Source organism: Georgenia daeguensis (genome assembly GCF_039537705.1).
Lineage (GTDB): Bacteria > Actinomycetota > Actinomycetes > Actinomycetales > Actinomycetaceae > Georgenia > Georgenia daeguensis.
On the sequence record NZ_BAABBA010000007.1, the window covers coordinates 195,361 to 211,903 of the forward strand.

The 16,543-nt window shown below is 73.2% G+C and carries 18 protein-coding genes, 1 tRNA gene and 1 pseudogene; 15 read left to right on the top strand and 5 right to left on the bottom strand.

Annotated elements, in window-relative coordinates:
* Positions 1-54 precede the first annotated feature (54 nt).
* From ABD774_RS09275 to ABD774_RS09310, 8 genes and pseudogenes are all read left to right on the top strand, one after another.
* Positions 55-774: a GAF domain-containing protein gene (locus ABD774_RS09275; RefSeq protein WP_345040176.1), complete on the top strand. Its 720-nt coding sequence runs from the start codon at positions 55-57 to the stop codon at positions 772-774.
* On the top strand, positions 771-2,228 hold the full coding sequence (locus ABD774_RS09280; protein WP_345040177.1) for a PP2C family protein-serine/threonine phosphatase: 1,458 nt from the start codon (positions 771-773) through the stop codon (positions 2,226-2,228). The genes ABD774_RS09275 and ABD774_RS09280 overlap by 4 nt, the downstream gene beginning before the upstream one ends.
* 79 nt (positions 2,229-2,307) lie before the next feature.
* Positions 2,308-2,790 carry a transporter substrate-binding domain-containing protein gene (locus ABD774_RS09285; RefSeq protein WP_345040178.1) on the top strand — a complete coding sequence of 161 codons (483 nt, stop codon included), beginning with the start codon at positions 2,308-2,310 and terminating at the stop codon, positions 2,788-2,790.
* Positions 2,787-3,791, top strand: coding sequence for a cation efflux transmembrane domain-containing protein (locus ABD774_RS09290; protein WP_345040179.1), 1,005 nt, complete (start codon positions 2,787-2,789; stop codon positions 3,789-3,791). Before ABD774_RS09285 ends, ABD774_RS09290 begins: the two co-directional genes overlap by 4 nt.
* A gap of 160 nt (positions 3,792-3,951) precedes the next feature.
* Positions 3,952-4,698: an MBL fold metallo-hydrolase gene (locus ABD774_RS09295; protein ID WP_345040181.1), complete on the top strand. Its 747-nt coding sequence runs from the start codon at positions 3,952-3,954 to the stop codon at positions 4,696-4,698.
* Between the two features lie 87 nt (positions 4,699-4,785).
* A pseudogene (locus ABD774_RS21840) lies at positions 4,786-5,035 on the top strand (acyl carrier protein).
* A 217-nt stretch (positions 5,036-5,252) separates the two neighbouring features.
* Entirely contained in the window at positions 5,253-7,727 is a 2,475-nt protein-coding gene (locus ABD774_RS09305) for a molybdopterin oxidoreductase family protein (protein WP_345040186.1), read from the top strand.
* Entirely contained in the window at positions 7,724-8,206 is a 483-nt protein-coding gene (locus tag ABD774_RS09310; protein WP_345040188.1) for a hypothetical protein, read from the top strand. Before ABD774_RS09305 ends, ABD774_RS09310 begins: the two co-directional genes overlap by 4 nt.
* Positions 8,207-8,222: 16 nt before the next feature.
* Here the strand turns inward: ABD774_RS09310 and ABD774_RS09315 are convergent, their stop codons facing one another.
* A complete protein-coding gene (locus tag ABD774_RS09315) occupies positions 8,223-8,936 on the bottom strand; it encodes an SOS response-associated peptidase (RefSeq protein ID WP_345040191.1) in 714 nt (237 codons plus the stop codon).
* A 114-nt stretch (positions 8,937-9,050) separates the two neighbouring features.
* Here ABD774_RS09315 and ABD774_RS09320 point away from each other — a divergent pair.
* A tRNA-Ala gene (locus ABD774_RS09320) sits at positions 9,051-9,123 on the top strand.
* A gap of 58 nt (positions 9,124-9,181) precedes the next feature.
* Here the strand turns inward: ABD774_RS09320 and ABD774_RS09325 are convergent.
* Positions 9,182-9,391 carry a DUF3072 domain-containing protein gene (locus tag ABD774_RS09325; RefSeq protein WP_345040193.1) on the bottom strand — a complete coding sequence of 70 codons (210 nt, stop codon included), beginning with the start codon at positions 9,389-9,391 and terminating at the stop codon, positions 9,182-9,184.
* A gap of 129 nt (positions 9,392-9,520) precedes the next feature.
* On the opposite strand from ABD774_RS09325, the gene ABD774_RS09330 reads away from it, so the two are divergent.
* The 3 genes from ABD774_RS09330 (at position 9,521) to thiD (ending at position 11,889) form a co-directional block, all read left to right on the top strand.
* On the top strand, positions 9,521-10,489 hold the full coding sequence (locus ABD774_RS09330; protein ID WP_345040196.1) for an SDR family oxidoreductase: 969 nt from the start codon (positions 9,521-9,523) through the stop codon (positions 10,487-10,489).
* Positions 10,490-10,576: 87 nt separating this feature from the next.
* Positions 10,577-10,948 (top strand): VOC family protein, encoded by a 372-nt coding sequence (locus tag ABD774_RS09335; RefSeq protein WP_345040198.1) that lies wholly within the window; start codon positions 10,577-10,579, stop codon positions 10,946-10,948.
* A 140-nt stretch (positions 10,949-11,088) separates the two neighbouring features.
* A complete protein-coding gene (thiD, locus tag ABD774_RS09340; protein WP_345040200.1) occupies positions 11,089-11,889 on the top strand; it encodes a bifunctional hydroxymethylpyrimidine kinase/phosphomethylpyrimidine kinase in 801 nt (266 codons plus the stop codon).
* 73 nt (positions 11,890-11,962) lie between these two features.
* Here thiD and ABD774_RS09345 read toward each other — a convergent pair whose 3' ends face one another.
* The gene (locus ABD774_RS09345) at positions 11,963-12,349 is read right to left on the bottom strand and encodes a nucleotide pyrophosphohydrolase (protein ID WP_345040202.1); all 387 of its coding nucleotides are present in this window, start codon (positions 12,347-12,349) and stop codon (positions 11,963-11,965) included.
* A gap of 53 nt (positions 12,350-12,402) precedes the next feature.
* On the opposite strand from ABD774_RS09345, the gene ABD774_RS09350 reads away from it, so the two are divergent.
* Both ABD774_RS09350 and ABD774_RS09355 read left to right on the top strand, forming a co-directional pair.
* Complete coding sequence (locus tag ABD774_RS09350; RefSeq protein WP_345040204.1) at positions 12,403-12,651, top strand: hypothetical protein; 249 nt, start codon at positions 12,403-12,405, stop codon at positions 12,649-12,651.
* A gap of 29 nt (positions 12,652-12,680) precedes the next feature.
* Positions 12,681-13,553, top strand: a complete 873-nt coding sequence (locus tag ABD774_RS09355; RefSeq protein WP_486327290.1) for a pentapeptide repeat-containing protein — start codon at positions 12,681-12,683, stop codon at positions 13,551-13,553.
* 89 nt (positions 13,554-13,642) lie between these two features.
* On the opposite strand, the gene ABD774_RS09360 is transcribed toward ABD774_RS09355, so the two are convergent.
* Together ABD774_RS09360 and ABD774_RS09365 are read right to left on the bottom strand one after the other, a co-directional pair.
* Positions 13,643-14,998 carry an MFS transporter gene (locus ABD774_RS09360; protein ID WP_345040207.1) on the bottom strand — a complete coding sequence of 452 codons (1,356 nt, stop codon included), beginning with the start codon at positions 14,996-14,998 and terminating at the stop codon, positions 13,643-13,645.
* Between the two features lie 76 nt (positions 14,999-15,074).
* Positions 15,075-15,785 carry a hypothetical protein gene (locus ABD774_RS09365; protein ID WP_345040209.1) on the bottom strand — a complete coding sequence of 237 codons (711 nt, stop codon included), beginning with the start codon at positions 15,783-15,785 and terminating at the stop codon, positions 15,075-15,077.
* 350 nt (positions 15,786-16,135) lie between these two features.
* Here ABD774_RS09365 and ABD774_RS09370 point away from each other — a divergent pair, with 350 nt between their 5' ends.
* Positions 16,136-16,420, top strand: a complete 285-nt coding sequence (locus ABD774_RS09370) for a hypothetical protein (RefSeq protein ID WP_345040211.1) — start codon at positions 16,136-16,138, stop codon at positions 16,418-16,420.
* Positions 16,421-16,543 lie beyond the last annotated feature (123 nt).

Genomic DNA, 16,543 nt, shown 5'->3' on the forward strand with positions numbered 1-16,543 from the left:
GACGGGGCGGCGCCGGCCGGCCGCACCGTCGGCAAAGGCGGACGGAGGTCCCTCTTGGCTGAGTCGCTGCCGCTGGCGGAGGAGCTGGCCCGTGCCTACGCCGGAGCGTCCGGCCTTCTTCTGACGGACGGCGCCGTCCGCAACGCCCTGCGGCTGGTCACGTCGGTGGCCGCGGAGGCCATCCCGGGCACGACCGGGGCCGGCGTCACCGTTCGCGACGGCGACGCCCGGATCACCGTGGCCGCCACCCACCCTCTCGTCGAGCAGCTCGACACGGTGCAGTACGAGACCGGCGAGGGACCGTGCCTGACGGCGTGGGAGCGGCACGCCACGGTGCGGGTTGCCGATCTGAGGCGGGAGGAGCGCTGGCCCCGCTGGGGCCGGGCCGTGCGTCCGACGGGCGTCCGGTCCGCCCTGAGCACCGCGCTGGTGGCCGGTGACAAGGCCGTGGGCACGCTGAAGATCTACTCGCAGCGGGCGGCTGCCTACGACGACTCCAGCGAGCACCTGCTGCGCATGTTCGCCGCCCAGGCGGCCACCCTGGTGGCGCACGCCCGTGGCGCCGACGACGCCCGCCGGCTCAGCGAGGACCTGCGGACGGCCATCCGCTCCCGCGACCTGGTGGCCACGGCCCGAGGAATCCTCATGGAGCGCGAGCACCTGAACGAGCCCGACGCGCTGGCGCTCCTGGTGGCGCTCGCCCGCCGCGAGCACCGCGACCTCCAGGAGGTCGCGCTCGGCCTGGTTCGTTCTACGGCGCGTCGGCAACGATGAGCGCGCCGACGGCCGGCCGCGAGGACCAGCAGCGCGCGGCGCTGCGGCTTGTGGCGGAGCGCGCGGGCATCGGCCCGGGGGAGTGGTGGCGCCGGTACTTCGCTCTCGGCGGTACGGCCGGGCAGGCCGAGCTGGAGGACTTCGCGCGCCGCGGCGGATCGCTGCCCCCGGTGGAGCGGGACCTGCTCGCCCAGGCCGTCAACGAGCTGCTCGAGGCGCGCGCCGTCGTCCGGAGCGTGCCCTACAGCGGGCGCGTACGGGACCCACGCCCGTCCGAGGGGCCGCTCGCAGCCATGCTGGCGCTCCTGCAGGGAATGCACGTGGCCCCGCCGGAGCGGATCGCGGCGGTGGCGGCCGAGGCCGGCGACCTCCTGGGGGTGGGCATCGAGGTCTACCTCGTCGACTACGACCACGTGGAGCTGCGCCCGGTACGCGGGGGGCGTTGGCGCGGGGTGGACGACTCGCTCCCCGGCCGGGCCTTCCGTGAGCTCGAGATCCGGGTGACGCGCACCGACGGCGCGGCCCGGCTGTGGGTCCCGCTGGTCGACGGGGCGGAACGGCTCGGCGTGCTGGAGGTGATTCCCGCCGACGACGCAGACCTCGAGGACGGCCTGCTCCGCAGCCAGCTGGCGTGGCTCGCCACGCTCCTCGGTCACCTCGTGACCACCACGACGAAGTACGGGGACGCGCTCGACGGCGTCCGGCGCCGGCGGCCGCGCAGCGCCTCGGCGGAGCTGGTCTGGCAGCTGCTGCCCCCGCTGACCGCGGGCACGGAGAAGGTCGTGGTCACAGGCGTCGTTGCGCCGAGCGAGACGGTCGGGGGCGACGCGTTCGACTACTCCCTCTCCGAGAGCACGGCCTCGCTGGCCATCTTCGACGCCAACGGGACGTCGCTGAACGCCGGCACCCTCACCGCCATGGCGCTCTCCGCGTACCGCAGCACGCGCCGCAACGGCGGCTCGCTGTTCGACCAGGTCATGGCCGTCGACACCGTCATCGGAGCGGAGCTGGCGAGGACGGGGCGCACGATGTCCGCCGTGCTCGCGGAGCTGGACCTGGACCATGGGCGCCTGCGCTGGGTGAGCGCCGGCAACCCCGCGCCCCTGGTCCTGCGGCGCGGCAAGGTCGTCAAGGTTCTCGCCGGCGGGCAGCGTCCCGCGTTCGGTCTGCCGACCCGCGACGTCCGCGTGGCCGAGGAGGTGCTCGAGCCGGACGACTGGCTGGTGCTGCACACCGACGGCATCACCGACGCCCGTGACGCCGAGGGAGCGGTCTTCGGCCTGGACCGGCTCGAGGACTTCCTCGCCCGCGAGGCCGCCACCGAGCACCCCCCGCCGGAGCTGATCCGTCGCCTCGTCCGCAAGGTGCTCGAGCACCAGCGCGGGGTGCTCGAGGACGACGCGACCGTCCTGGTGGCTCGCTGGGGTGACTACCGTCGCTGGCTGACGCCCTGAAGTACCGGGTTCCCGGCGGCCCCCGTCCCCTTCCGGACGTAGAGATGCGGAATCACGGATCTTGGGTTGACTAGGCCTCATGACCAGCAAGTTCGTCCTCCCAGCACTGGCGGTGCTCCTGACGGCCGGCGGTTGCTCGGCCACCATCCCCACCGATCCCGACGGCACGCTCGACCGGGTCAGCGGCGGCACGCTGCGCGTCGGCGTCTCGCCGAACCCGCCGTGGACCGACCTGCCCGGCGGGACCGAGGGCGACCCCGCCGGAACCGAGGTGGAGCTGGTGGAGCGGTTCGCCGAGTCGGTCGACGCCGAGATCGTGTGGGTGCCCGGCGGCGAGGAGGACCTGATCGGGCAGCTCGAGCACGACGAGCTGGACCTGGTCATCGGCGGCCTCACGGCGAAGTCGCCGTGGTCGAGCAAGGTCGCCCTCACCTACCGCTACACCGCGACCACCGGTCCGCGAGGGGAGAAGGAGCTGCACGTCATGGCCGCGCCGATGGGTGAGAACGCGTTCCTCGCCGAGCTCGAGCGCTTCCTCCTGGACCAGGAGCTGCCGGCATGAGCGCGAGGTTCGGCCGCACCGAGCTCCCCGAGGAGCAGGAGCGCGCCCTGCGCCGGGCGGTCCGCCTGGCGTGGCTGACGATCGCCTTCCTCGTCACCGCCGTCGCCGGGACCTACCTGGCGATGGGCAGCTCCCAGGCGATGAAGGCGGCCTGGATGGAGGACATGCTGTCCTTCATCCCCCCGATCGCGTTCCTCATCGCCGTCCGCCGCACGCGGCGCCCACCCACGCCCGAGCACCCCTACGGCTACCACCGGTCCGTCGGTGTGGGGCACCTCGTGGCCGCGACGGCGCTCTGCGCGATGGGCGCCTTCATGGTGTTCGACTCGGCCTCGGGCCTGGTCAAGGCCGAGCACCCGCCCGTCGGGCTCATGGAGGTCGGCGGCTACACGTTCTGGTCGGGCTGGCTGATGATCGCCGTCCTCGCCTACACCGCGGTGCCGCCCGTGCTGCTCGGGCGGGCCAAGATGCCGCTCGCGGAGACGCTGCACGACCGCGTGCTCTACGCCGACGCGGACATGAACAAGGCGGACTGGATGACGGCGGTGGGCGGCATCGTGGGCGTCCTCGGCATCGGCCTGGGCCTGTGGTGGGCCGACGCCGTGGCCGCCCTCTTCATCTCGGGCAGCATCCTCAAGGACGGCGTGACCAACCTCAAGGTGGCCGTGCGGGCCCTGATGGACGCGCGCGCCGAGACGTACGACGGGAAGGACCCGCACCCGCTGGTGCTCGCCATCGACGAGCAGCTCACCTCTCTCGACTGGGTCAAGGAGGCCCAGTCGCGCGTGCGGGACCAGGGCCACGTCTTCCACGTCGAGTCCTTCGTGGTGCCCCGGCCGGGGTACGCCCCCACGCTGGAGGACCTCCGGCTCGCACGGGAGATGTCCGTCGACCTGGACTGGAAGGTCGACGACATCGTGGTGATCCCGGTCGAGGCGCTCCCCGAGCGGATGCTGCCCGGTGTCGGGGAGAGGACCAGCAGCCACGACGCGGACGCCTGAGCAGCCGCGCGGTGCGCTCCCCGGGCGCCCGACGACGACGCCCGAGCACCCGTCGCCGGCCGCCCCCACGCTCGAGATGCGAGGCACCGCCGCACCCCCCGATAGTGGAGAGGTGGCCCGTGCCCCCGGCCCCCACGGCATGACGTCGGAAGGAGGAAGGATGCTCGAGCGCGACGTGGCGCCCGGCGTGCACCGGCTGGAGCACGCCTATGTCAACTGCTACCTGATCGAGGACGACGACGGCCGGCTCACCTTGGTCGACGCGGGGCTGCCGGCGTTCTGGCCGCTCCTCGGCCGGGCCCTGCGGGAGCTGGGTCGCCGGCCGCGCGACGTCGCGGCGCTGGTGCTCACGCACGCCCACTTCGACCACGTGGGCGTGGCCCGCCGGCTCCAGGAGCGCTACGGCGTCGCGGTGTGGGCCCACGAGAAGGAGCGGTATCTCGCGGCCCACCCGTACCGCTACGCGCACGAGAACATGCGCGGCGTCTACCCGCTGCGCTACCCGCGGGCCGCGCTCATTCTCGGGGCGATGGCCCGGGCGGGAGCGCTCGCGGTCAAGGGCGTGAGCGCGGAGGGGACTCTCGAGGACGGCGAGACCCTCGACGTGCCCGGCCGCCCCCGGGTGGTGCTCAGCCCCGGCCACACGTTCGGGCACTGCGCCCTGCACCTGCCCGACCGGGACGCCCTGCTCAGCGGCGACGCCCTCGTCACGCTCGACCCGTACACCGCGCACACGGGCCCGCGCATCATCGCCGGGGCCGCCACGGCGGACTCCGCCATGGCGCTGGCCTCCCTCGACGTCCTCGCCGCGACCGGTGCCGGCACGGTGCTGCCCGGCCACGGCGAGCCGTGGCGCGAGGGCGTCGACTCCGCCGTCGCCGCGGCGAGGGCGGCCGGACCCTCCTGACCGCGCCCCGCGGCCAGGACCGGCGGACGCCCCCCCCGGGCGCCCGCGCGAGAAGGTAGATCCGACAGAACCGAAGGAGTGAGCAGCATGGCAACCGGAGAGACCGGCTTCGACGACGTCACCTACGACCTCATCTCGGTGCAGTACCACTCGCTCAAGGCGGGGCACGACTACGGGCAGTACGTCCGTGACGCCCCGCAACGCGGGCAAGGAGGACATCGCCGCGTTCTTCGAGAAGGTCATGGCCGAGGACTCCGCCCGAGCCCACCAGTGCCACGAGTTCCTGCGTCAGCTCGGTCCGGGCACCGACAACACCGCGCCGCAGCAGGGAGGCTGACAGCCCCGCACGGACAGGCCCCCCACCTGCCGGGGTCGGCGGGTGCGGGGGCCTGCGTGCGAGGACAGCAGGTGCTCAGGTGGTGAAGGTGTCGAGGCCGGCACCCCGCCAGGCACGGCGCCGGCGGGTGCCGGGCTCGCCCCCAGTGCGGTTGCGGCGCCGTCGGGGCTGCGTTTCCCTGGTCGGACCCGGCGGCGACGCAGCGACGGAGGCATGGATGACCACCTCGGACCGGATCGCGGACATCTGGGGCACACGCACCCCGTACGAGCGCGGGGGAGCGTGGCCGGCGCGGGTGGACACGCACCTCGAGGAGGGGCTCGCCCCGGGCGACGTCGACCGGTGGGTGCAGACCGCCTCGATCCTGCACTCCAACGGTGACGCGCTCGACATCGCGGTCAAGGACGGCCGCATGGTCGGCGTGCGGGGCCGCGCCACCGACCGGGTGAACCACGGCCGGCTGGGGCCGAAGGACCTCTTCGGGTGGCAGGCCAACGCCTCGCCCGACCGCCTCACCCGGCCGCTGGTGCGCCGCGGCGGTGACCTCGTCGAGGCGTCGTGGGACGAGGCGATGACGCTGGTCGTGGAGCGGACGCACAAGTTCCTGGACGAGCAGGGTGCGAGCGCCGTCGGCTTCTACACCACCGGGCAGCTGTTCCTCGAGGAGTACTACACGCTCGGTCTGGTGGCCCACGGCGGGATCGGCACCAACCACGTGGACGGCAACACCCGGCTGTGCACGGCCACCGCCGCCGAGGCGCTCAAGGAGTCCTTCGCCTCGGACGGTCAGCCGGGCTCGTACTCGGACATCGACCACGCCGACGTGATCGCGCTCTACGGCCACAACATGGCCGAGACCCAGGTGGTCCTGTGGTCGCGGGTGCTCGACCGGCTGGCCGGGCCCAACCCGCCGGCGATCGTCTGCGTCGACCCGCGCCCGACGCCGGTGGCGAAGACCGCCACGGTCCACCTCGCCCCGCGCCCGGGCACCAACGTCGCCCTGATGAACGGGCTGCTCCACGAGATCGTCACGAACGACTGGGTCGACCACGACTACGTGGCCGCCCACGCCGTCGGCCTCGACGAGCTGGTCGCAGGGATCAGGGAGTACCCGCCCGAACGGGTCGCCCGGATCTGCGACGTCCCCGAGGCGGACCTGCGAGAGGCGGCCCGGCTGGTCGGCACCGCGGACCGGCTCCTCTCCACCGTGCTGCAGGGCTTCTACCAGTCCCACCAGGCCACGGCCGCCTCGGTGCAGGTCAACAACATCCACATCCTGCGGGGCATGCTCGGCCGGCCAGGCTGCGGGCTGCTGCAGATGAACGGCCAGCCGACGGCGGAGAACACCCGGGAGGCAGGCGCGGACGGCGACCTGCCAGGTTTTCGCAACTGGTCCAACGACACCCAAGTCGAGGACCTCGCGCGGGTGTGGAACGTGGAGCCGATGGCGATCCCGCACTACTCCCCGCCGACGCACGTCATGCAGATGATCCGCTACGCCGAGGAGGGGTCGATCCGCATGCTTTGGGTCCAGGCCACCAACCCGGCGGTCTCGCTGCCCGAGCTGGACCGGGTCCGCTCGATCCTGAGCCAGGACCGGCTCTTCCTGGTGGTCCAGGACATCTTCCTCTCGGAGACGGCGCAGCTCGCCGACGTGGTCCTGCCGGCCGCCACCTGGGGAGAGAAGACCGGCACGTTCACCAACGCCGACCGCACGGTGCACCTGTCGGAGAAGGCGGTCGACCCGCCCGGCGAGGCGCGCCCGGACCTGGAGATCTTCATCGACTTCGCGCACCGGCTCGGCCTGGAGGACAAGGACGGCGCCCCGCTCGTGAAGTGGTCCACGCCGGAGGAGGCGTTCGAGGCGTGGAAGGAGTGCAGCCGCGGCCGCCCCTGCGACTACACGGGCATCACGTACGAGAAGCTGCGCGGCGGCACCGGCATCCAGTGGCCCTGCACCGAGGACGCGCCCGACGGCACCGAGCGGCTCTACGCCGACGGGAAGTTCTTCGCCGACCCCGAGTACTGCGAGAGCTACGGCCGCGACCTCGTCACCGGCGCGCCGGTCGAGGAAGAGCAGTACAAGGCCATGAACCCGGAGGGCCGGGCCGTCCTGAAGTTCGCCGAGTACCTCCCGCCGCACGAGCTGCCGAGCGAGGACTACCCGTTCCAGCTCATCACCGGCCGGACGGTCTACCACTTCCACACGCGCACCAAGACCGGCCGGGCGCCCCAGCTCCAGGCCGCGGCGCCCGAGGTGTGGGTGGAGGTCTCCGCGCCCGACGCCGAGCTGCTCGGCCTCGCCGAGGGAGACCTCGCGGAGATCACGACGCCGCGGGGGAGCGTCCGCGCCCGCGCCAGGATCAGCGCGATCCGCGAGGGTGTCGTCTTCCTGCCCTTCCACTACGGGTACTGGGACCGCGGCGGCCACGGGCCGGACGCAGCGGCGTCCGACGGCGGGGGCCGTGCGGCGAACGAGCTCACCATCACCGACTGGGACCCGGCGTCCAAGCAGCCGATCTTCAAGACCGCTGCGGCCCGCGTCACCCGCCTCGCGGACGGCGGAGGGGCGGCGTCGGCTGCCCCGACGACCACCGCCTCCGCCCCCTTGACCGGCTGGGTGCCGCCCACCCGCGGAGGTCCCGGCTCCGGCGTCGAGGAGGACCTGGCGGCCACGGGAGGCGCGCGATGAAGATCGGCCTGGTGCTCGAGGAGCTGCACCGCAGCGAGAACGACCTGGCCCACGAGCTGCTGCAGGTGGCCGACCGCCACAAGGTGGACCACGAGATCTACCACGTCGGGCGGGACCTGGCGGTGTGGTCGCAACGGCACGTGCGCGAGATCGCTGAGATCGCCGAGCGCTACGGGCAGAAGCTGGACCCCGAGCCCAGGGGCGAGTCGACGCTCGCCGCGAAGCTCGTCGACAAGAGCAGCGAGCTGATGGGCCGGGCGAAGTTCCCCGGGCTGCTGCTGCTGCGCGACCTGCGCGGGCTCTACCTGAAGGCGGCAGGGGTCTCCACGGACTGGGAGATGCTCGCCCAGGCCGCCCAGGGCATCAAGCACACCGATCTGCTCGAGGTCTGCCAGCGTTGCCACCCCCAGACCGTGCGGCAGATGCGCTGGGCGAACGGCAAGCTCAAGGAGTCCTCCACGCAGGTGCTCGTCAGCTGAGGCCGACGCTCACCGGCTAGACCTCGACCGGCTCGATCAGCTCCGGCCCGTCGTTGGTGACGTTGCCGACGGCCCTGCCCACGGGGCGCGGCACGAGGACCGGCTCGGGGATGGCGTCGATCAGGGCGCGCACGTCCTTCAGCTCCTGGGTGCGCGGGTCGAGCCAGGCGTCGACCATGTCCGGCGGGAGGAGCACCGGCGTGCGGTCGTGGATGTGCCCGAGGCTGTCGGCGGCGCGCGTCGTCATGATCGTGGCCGTCCACAGCCACTTGTCGGGGTGGTCCTCGGGCAGGCGCGGGTCCTTCCAGAACTCGTAGAGACCGGCGAAGGCGAGCGGCCCGTCGGCGTGCAGGAAGTACGGCTGCTTGCCGCCGTCGTCCATCTTCTGCCACTCGTAGTAGCCGTCTGCGGCCAGGATGCAGCGGCGGAGCGAGGCGGCCCGCCGGAACGAGGGTTTCTCCGTCACGCTCTCGGAGCGTGCGTTGATCAGGCGCGCGCCCGCGCCGGGGTCCTTCGACCAGGAGGGCACCAGCCCCCAGCGCACAGTGCGCAGCTGGCGGACCGGGGGTGTGTCGGGCTCGTTGCGCGGGGCGCGCTCGAGAACCGCACGGACGTCCTGCGTCGGGGCGATGTTCCACGACGGCGGCAGCTCCTCGCCGACGACCTGCTGGATGTCGAAGGCGTTCACGAGGTCGGCGTCGCGCCGGGCGTTGGCATAGCGTCCGCACATGGCGCCCAGTCTGCCAGGGGAGTGGCGAGGCTCACGCTCCGGCGGCCCCGTGCGGATTGGCTCTCCGGGCCGGCGATGCCCTAAAGTAGTCCACGCCCCACGGGGCACCCGCACGGGGCTATGGCGCAGTTGGTAGCGCGCTTCCATGGCATGGAAGAGGTCGAGGGTTCGAATCCCTCTAGCTCCACTCGTCGTCACCGCAGAGAAACCCTGGGCTCCCGCCCAGGGTTTTTTCGTGTCGCGGCTCAGCCCTCCTGGACGCGACCGCTCCTGCCCTGCAGCTCGTCGATCAGCTTGGACGCCTCCGCCTTGGTGAGGTTGTCCGGGACCTCCTGCCCGGCCTCGCGGGCCAGCGTGCCCAGGTAGCTCAGCTGCGCGCCGGTCGCCGGCTCGTCGCCGGTCGTCCAGTCCTCGGGATCCTTGATGGTGTCGTCACCGGTCGGGTTCTCGCTCATGTCGCTCACGCTAGGACGGGCCGGGAGATCCCGCGCGTCATGGCCGGTGAAACGGGAGCGACGGTCGGCGCGCGTCCGCTGCGCCGAGCACCTAGCCTCTGGTGCTCCAGCGCCACCAGGGAGGTCATCGTGCGCATCGCCGGAGCCGTCGTCGTCATCACCGGTGCGTCGGACGGGATCGGCCGCGCCACGGCCCTCCTGCTCGCACGGAAGGGAGCCGCCGTCGTCCTGGCCGCCCGCCGTCGCGCCGCCCTGGACGAGGTTCTGGCGGAGTGCCGGCGGGCCGGCGCCGAGGCCCTCGCCGTGCCGACCGACGTAGCCGACGCCGCGGCCGTCGAGAATCTGGCGCGGCGCGCCGTGGAGAAGTTCGGCCGCATCGACGCCTGGGTCAACAACGCCGCCGTCGGCATCGTGGCGCCGTTCATGGAGACGCCGCTGGAGGACCTGCGCCGTCTCCTCGACGTCAACGTCATGGGCGTCGCGCACGGAACCCGCGCGGCGCTGCAGCAGATGCAGCGGCAGGGCTCGGGCGTGATCGTCAACGTCTCCTCGATCCTGGGGGAGATCCCGGTGCCGTACGCCTCGGCGTACTCGATGTCGAAGTCCGCGACGCGTGCGCTCGGCGTGAGCCTGCGGGCCGAGCTGCGCCTCGCCGGCGCGTCGGACATCCACGTGTGCTCCGTGCTGCCGCCGAGCATCGACACCCCGTACTACCGGCAGGTCGCCAACTACGTCGGCCGTGAGGCGAAGCCGATCCCGCCGCTGTACAGCCCCCAGAGGGTCGCCCGGACGATCGCCGCCGTGGTGCGCCGGCCGCGCGCCGAGGCGGTCATCGGGCCCGCCGGCCGGGTGATGGTGATGAAGCACCGTGCCTTCCCCGGCCCGATGGAGCGGGTGATGGGCGCGTACGTCGCCCGCACGCACCTCTCCCGGCGCAAGATCCCACCCACCACGGGCAACCTGTACGGGGACGCGGGCGAACCCGCGAAGGTCGCGGGCGGCTACCACGGAGGACGGCGGACGGCCGGGCGCCGGGCGGCGACGGTGGTGCTCGCCGCCGCGGGCGTCGCAGGCCTCCTCCACCGTCCGCGTCCGTGACGGAGGTGGGCCGCGGGCCGGTCGTCCGGCTGCCGTCGGACCAGGTCGGGTGCGACGGCTCGTGACGCTAGGGTCTCGCTCGTGACGATGTCGAGCCCTATCGAGAACCGCATCGGCCAGGTGTTCATCCCCGTCCGGGACATGGCGCGCTCGGCGCGGTGGTACTCCCGCCTGCTGGGACTGGCGGAGTCGGAGCCCAGCCACGACGGCACGATCTACGACCTGCAAACCGCCGGCGAGACCCGCCTGGCGCTCGACGCCAGCCGGCCTGAGTTCGACACCTCCGGACCGCCTCGGTTCTTCTTCTGGACGACCGACATGGTGGCGACCGTCGCGTTCCTGCAGGACCACGGCGTCACGCTCGACTCCGATGTCGAGGACATCGGGAGCGTCATGTTCCTCCAGTTCCGCGACCCCGACGGCAACCCCCTCATGGTGTGCCAGCGCACCCGCCGCTGACAGCCCGGGGCGGCCTCGGTGCACCCACGGCCGGCGAGGGCGTCGTGCCGGATGCACGGCGGCAGGCCGGGAGGTGCACCGGCACGGGTGAGAGTATTTTGGGACGTCGCCCAACGCCGTCGTCCGATCGGAGACAACCCGTGGTCAAGCTCGCCTACGTCATCGCCGGGTCCGAGGCCACCGGGGGCGCCGGCCTCCAGGTGGACCTCAAGACGTTCCAGCAGCTCGGCGTGTACGGCGTCGGGACCACCACGTGCATCGTCTCGTTCGACCCGAAGAAGGACTGGGCTCACCGCTTCGTCCCGGTTCCCCCGGACGTCATCTCGGAGCAGATCGAGGCCGCCACCGCCGCGCACGACCTCGACGTCGTCAAGATCGGGATGCTGGGGACGCCGGAGACCATCGAGGTCGTGGCGGCCGGGCTGCGAAGCCAGCCGTGGCGTCACGTCGTCCTCGACCCGGTCCTCATCTGCAAGGGCCAGGAGCCCGGCGCGGCCCTGGACACCGACAACGCCCTGCGCGAGGCGGTCCTGCCGCACGCCACCGTGGTCACGCCCAACCTGTTCGAGGCCCGAACCCTCTCGGGGATGGACACCATCGAGTCCGTGGAGGATCTCACCGAGGCCGCGCGGCGCATCCACGACCTCGGCCCGCAGTACGTCCTGGCCAAGGGCGGCGTGGAGCTGCCCGGCGGCGACGCCGTCGACGTCCTCTTCGACGGCGAGCAGGCGCACGTCTTCTCGGCCCCGAAGGTCGGCGAGGCGCGCGTCTCCGGGGCCGGGTGCACGCTGGCGGCCGCGGTGACCGCCGAGCTGGCGAAGGGCGCCGACGTGCTCGACGCCGTCGCCCTGGCCAAGGAGTTCGTCACCGCGGGGATCCGTGGCCGGGTCTCGGCGCACACCCCGTTCGACACGGTGTGGCAGGGCGCCTGGACCGCCTGAGCCGCCGGCCGCGCCTGGGTGGTCACTGCTTCTCGCCCAGACCGACGCTCGGCCATTCGACCGCGACCACCACTCAGGAGACGTCCGGTGTGCCGTCACTGTCAGCGGTCCGAAGCTCGGTGTACTTCGCGTTCGACCCGCGGGCCAGGTGCGGCGGGTACTTCACGGCGTTCTTGCTGATCTTGGCGTGCACGGCCTCGTCGAGGTCGATGCCCAGGGCGTCGGAGATGCCGACGAGGTAGGTGAAGACGTCGGCGAGCTCGTCGGCCAGAGCCTCGCGGCCGTCGTCGGTGCGGGCGAGGTCGACCACCTCCGCGTCGGTGCGCCACTGGACGAGCTCGGCGAGCTCGCCCACCTCCCCGACGAGGGCGAGCACGAGGTTTCGCGGGGTGTGGAACTGCGCCCAGTCCCGCTCGTCGGTGAAGTCGCGGAGCCGGGCGAGCACGTCGGAGATGTCCATGCCTCCGGTTTACCGCACCGGGGGCACCGCATGGGACGGTGTCAGGTGACCGCGTGCCGCACCGGCGCTCCCGCACCCCGCCGTGCCCGGACGCCCCGCGCGGCCAGCGCCATCCGTCCGCCCGCGAGCAGCACCACGAGCGTGCCGACCAGGACGGTGGGCGGCGTGCCGCCGGTGGGGCAGCGGGGACAATGGGCGGAACGACGACGACCATCGACGGAGGACCCATGGTGCAGACCGCCGGACCGGAGGTGGTGGGCGTCGGCCACGCCCACGAGCTCGAGGCGGCGGGGGGCCGGTGACCGTGTCCGACGGCGGCACCTGGCTGGGCATGCCGGCCGGGCCGGGGCACGTCCCCGACGGCGCGGCGCCGACCGACCGCCTGCGGGCGGACTGCTCGCGGTGCTTCGCCCTGTGCTGCGTCGCGCTGCCCTTCGCCGCGTCGGCCGACTTCGCGATCGACAAGCCCGCCGGCCGGCCCTGCGTGAACCTGGGCGGTGACAACTTGTGCGGCATCCACTCCCGGCTGCGGCAGGCGGGCTTTCCCGGGTGCACGGTCTACGACTGCTTCGGCGCCGGCCAGCGGGTGTCCCGGCAGACCTTCGGCGGCCGCAGCTGGCGCGGCGACCCGGACACCGCCCGCCGGATGTTCGCCGTGTTCCCGGTGGTGCGCCAGCTCCACGAGATGCTCCGCCACCTGGCGGAGGCCGCGAACCGCGCGCCCACCGCCCCGCTGCGTGCCCGGGCCGCGGACCTGTTCGGCACTGTGGACGCCCTCGCCGGGGCGGACCCGGAGACGCTCGCCGCCCTCGACGTCGACGCACACCGGCCCGCGGTCGGCTCGCTGCTCGCGCGGGTGAGCGAGGCGGTCCGCGGCACCGGTGGCCGCGCTCTGCGCCACGCCGACCTCGTCGGGGCGAACCTGGCGAGGGCCGACCTGTACGGCGCCGACCTGCGCGGGGCGCAGCTCATCGCGGCCGACCTGACCGGCGCGGACCTGCGCGTCGCCGACCTGCTGGGGGCGGACCTGCGCGACGCCGACCTCTCCGGCGCGGACCTCACCGACGCCCTGTTCCTCACCCAGCCGCAGCTCGACGCCGCACGCGGCGACGGCGCCACCCGCCTGCCGCCCTCGCTGGCCCGGCCGGGACACTGGGAGCAACTGGCGGCGACCGGACCGGGCCGGGAGCGGCGTCGTCGGTAGGCGGACTGCCTTCGGCGCGATGCCCTCGGCAGGTGGACCCGCCTTCGGCGGGATGCCGTCAGCAGGGGCGTCGGCCGGCGCCGGGTGCCTCAGTGGGTGGTGGCGCCCGCGTGCGGCTCGGGCGTGAGGGTCAGCGGGTGCTCGATCTCGTCGCGAGGCATGCGTGCCAGGACGATCGCGGCCAGCCCGAACACCACGGGCACGAGCCCCGCGACGAGGAAGACCGGGCCCAGCCCGATCGCCTCGCCCACCGGCCCGGCGAGCGCCATCGAGACCGGCATGAGCAGCAGGGAGACGAAGAAGTCCAGGCTGGAGACGCGGCCGAGCAGCTCCGCGGGCACCCGCCGCTGCAGGAGCGTCCCCCAGATCACCTGGCCGACCCCGGAGGTCACCCCGGTCACGAAGACCGCCACGACCATCACCCACAGCCGGTCGGTGCTGCCGATGAGCGCGATCGGCATGGCACCGACGCTCCAGGCCAGCACCATCACGGTGAGGTAGCGCCGCGGCATGCGCCAGGAGGCCACCGCCAGGGAGCCTACGGCGCCGCCCACCCCGAAGGCGGCGAGGACGAGGGCGAACTGCTCCGGCCCGCCGCCGGCCTGGTCGCGCACGGCGAAGGGCAGCAGCACCTCGATGGGCCCGATGAGGAGCAGCACCCAGACGGTGGCGAACAGCAGCGTCGCCATGAACCAGGGGGTCCGGGTCATGTAGCCGAAGCCGTCGCGCAGGTCAGTCGCGAGCACGCGGAGAGGGTGCCGTGGCTCCTCGTCCACGCGCGGCGGCGGCGTCCCTTCCATGAGGCGCAGGCCCGTCGCGGCGAGCACCTGCGAGGCGGAGACCAGAGCGAACGCCAGCCCGGGGGAGAACTGGGCGACGACGACGCTCGCCGCCGCGGGGCCGGCGGCGTTCATGACGGCCGGGCGCAGCACGCCCTCCACGCCGTTGGCGGCCAGCAGCTGCTCGGGCGGCAGCACGGTGGGAAGCAGGGCGGAGTACGCCGGGTAGAAGAACCCCTCGGTCGCGCCGACGACGGCGGAGACCACCACCAGATGCCAGAGCTCGAGCAGGCCCGTGAGGGCCAGCGCGGCGACGGCCCCGACGAGGAGGGCCTTCGTCAGCTCCACCGCCATGAGGATCCGGTGCTGCGGGACGCGGTCGGCCACGACGCCGCCGACCAGCACGGCGGCCAGCATCCCGACGGCGGAGGCGGTGGCCACCTGCGAGAGCTGGACCGGCCCGCCGTCGAGCTCGATGACCTGCCACACGAGCGCGACGATCCACATGCCGCTGCCGAGGAGCGACAGCGTGAGCGCTCCAGCGAGCAACCGGTACCTCGGCACGACGAAGGGCAGCAGCGCGCGGGGCAGACGACGGGAGGTGCGTCGGGCGGCGGTGGTGGTGCGGCGCCCGGCTGGGGGCGTCTCCTCCTGGTCGGCGGGCATCGACCGGGCACCTCGCTTCCCCACACCGTGGCTGACTGGTAGGTCAACCACGGTGCGCGTGCCGCCCCGTGCGTGTCTACCGAATTGCCACCTCCTCGGCGGCCTCGGCCCGTCGCTTGATCCCGAGCAGCATGGCGCGCTGCATCACCGTGTCGCCCGCACGCAGCACCACCGCCAGGCGCACCATCCAGCCGGGGTGGTAGCGCACCCGCGTCCGCACCAGGAGCCGGACGCCGCCCGTGGTGGGAACAAGGACGAAGGCCCAGCTGCAGTCGAAGTGGCTCCGGGGCGGGCGCGGGAGGAACCGGACCTCCCGTCCGGCGACCGTCCGGGAGCTGAACAGCACCAGGTGGCGGCCGGGGGCGACGTCCCGCACCCACCACGACCCGATCTGGGCGGAGCAGTTCGGTCCGTCGAGCAGCACCTGCCCGGGGTCGAGGCGCTGATGCTGCGGCAGCAGGCGGTCGGCCGCGGACCGCGTGCCCCGGTGCCCGGCCGGGTCCTTCCACCACGGGAAGTCGCCGTACCAGCCGCCCCGGCCGTACCCCAGCTGCGCCAGCCAGGGCCACAACCGTTCCGGGGGCACCCGGATCGTCTCCGCGCGGGTGGCGGACCAGTTGGGGGCCGGGACCAGATCGTCGCCGGGCAGCTTCCGCGACTCCTCCTGGGGCGTCGCACCCGAGCGCCGCCACTCCGGGTGGACGGCCGCGTAGGCCGTCTCCGCCGCATACTCCCCGAGCACGACGGCACCGTCGCGGATCCGCTCGAACATCCCTGTCACGGCCATCGGACCTCGCTCGCGCGCAGCCGGAGGTATCCCGTCCCTGCCGACCACGATACGTCTGGTGCTCCGCGGGGACCTACGTCTCTGGCCGAGGCGGCTGGTGGTGGTCGATCCTGGGAGCTCGAGCCAGAGTTGGCGACGGGTCGTGGCCGCAGCCTCGGACGACCTGTGCCTCAGCTCTGCAGATGGGGAGCGCCGTCATGACATCCCGCCGTCCGTCGGACCGCGTTCCGTCAGGCCCCGTGCTGTCAGGCCACGTCTCGTCAGGCCGGCCTCGGCCGGGCAACCGTCCGCCAGGCAGGGGGCTCGGGGCGGCACCAGGGAGGGCGGCCCCTGCCGTCGTCGCGCTCGCCGTGCTGATCGCCGTCCTCGCAGCGGTCGCGGCGGTCGCCGGCCTCCTGAGCGCGCCCGAGCCGGTCATTGTCGAGACGGTCCGCGGCGGGGAGGCCGTGCTGTACGGGCAGGGCGTGTACCGGTACGAGACCCTCTTCGTCGGCGCCCTCAACCGGGGCACCGACGTCGTCACCCTCGTCATCGCGGTCCCGCTGCTGCTCGTGACCACCTGGTGGGCCCGCCGGGGCTCGGTGCACGGCTTGCTGCTGCTCCCGGGGGCCCTGGCCTGGTTCCTGTACGTCTAGGGCGTGTCTCTTAATGCCTTGAGCCAGATGGTGATGGCGCGCAGGACGACGCCGCCGCGGTAGGTCAGGGCGAGCTTGTCGTAGCGGGTGGCCAGGGCGCGCCACTGCTTGAAGACGTTGAAG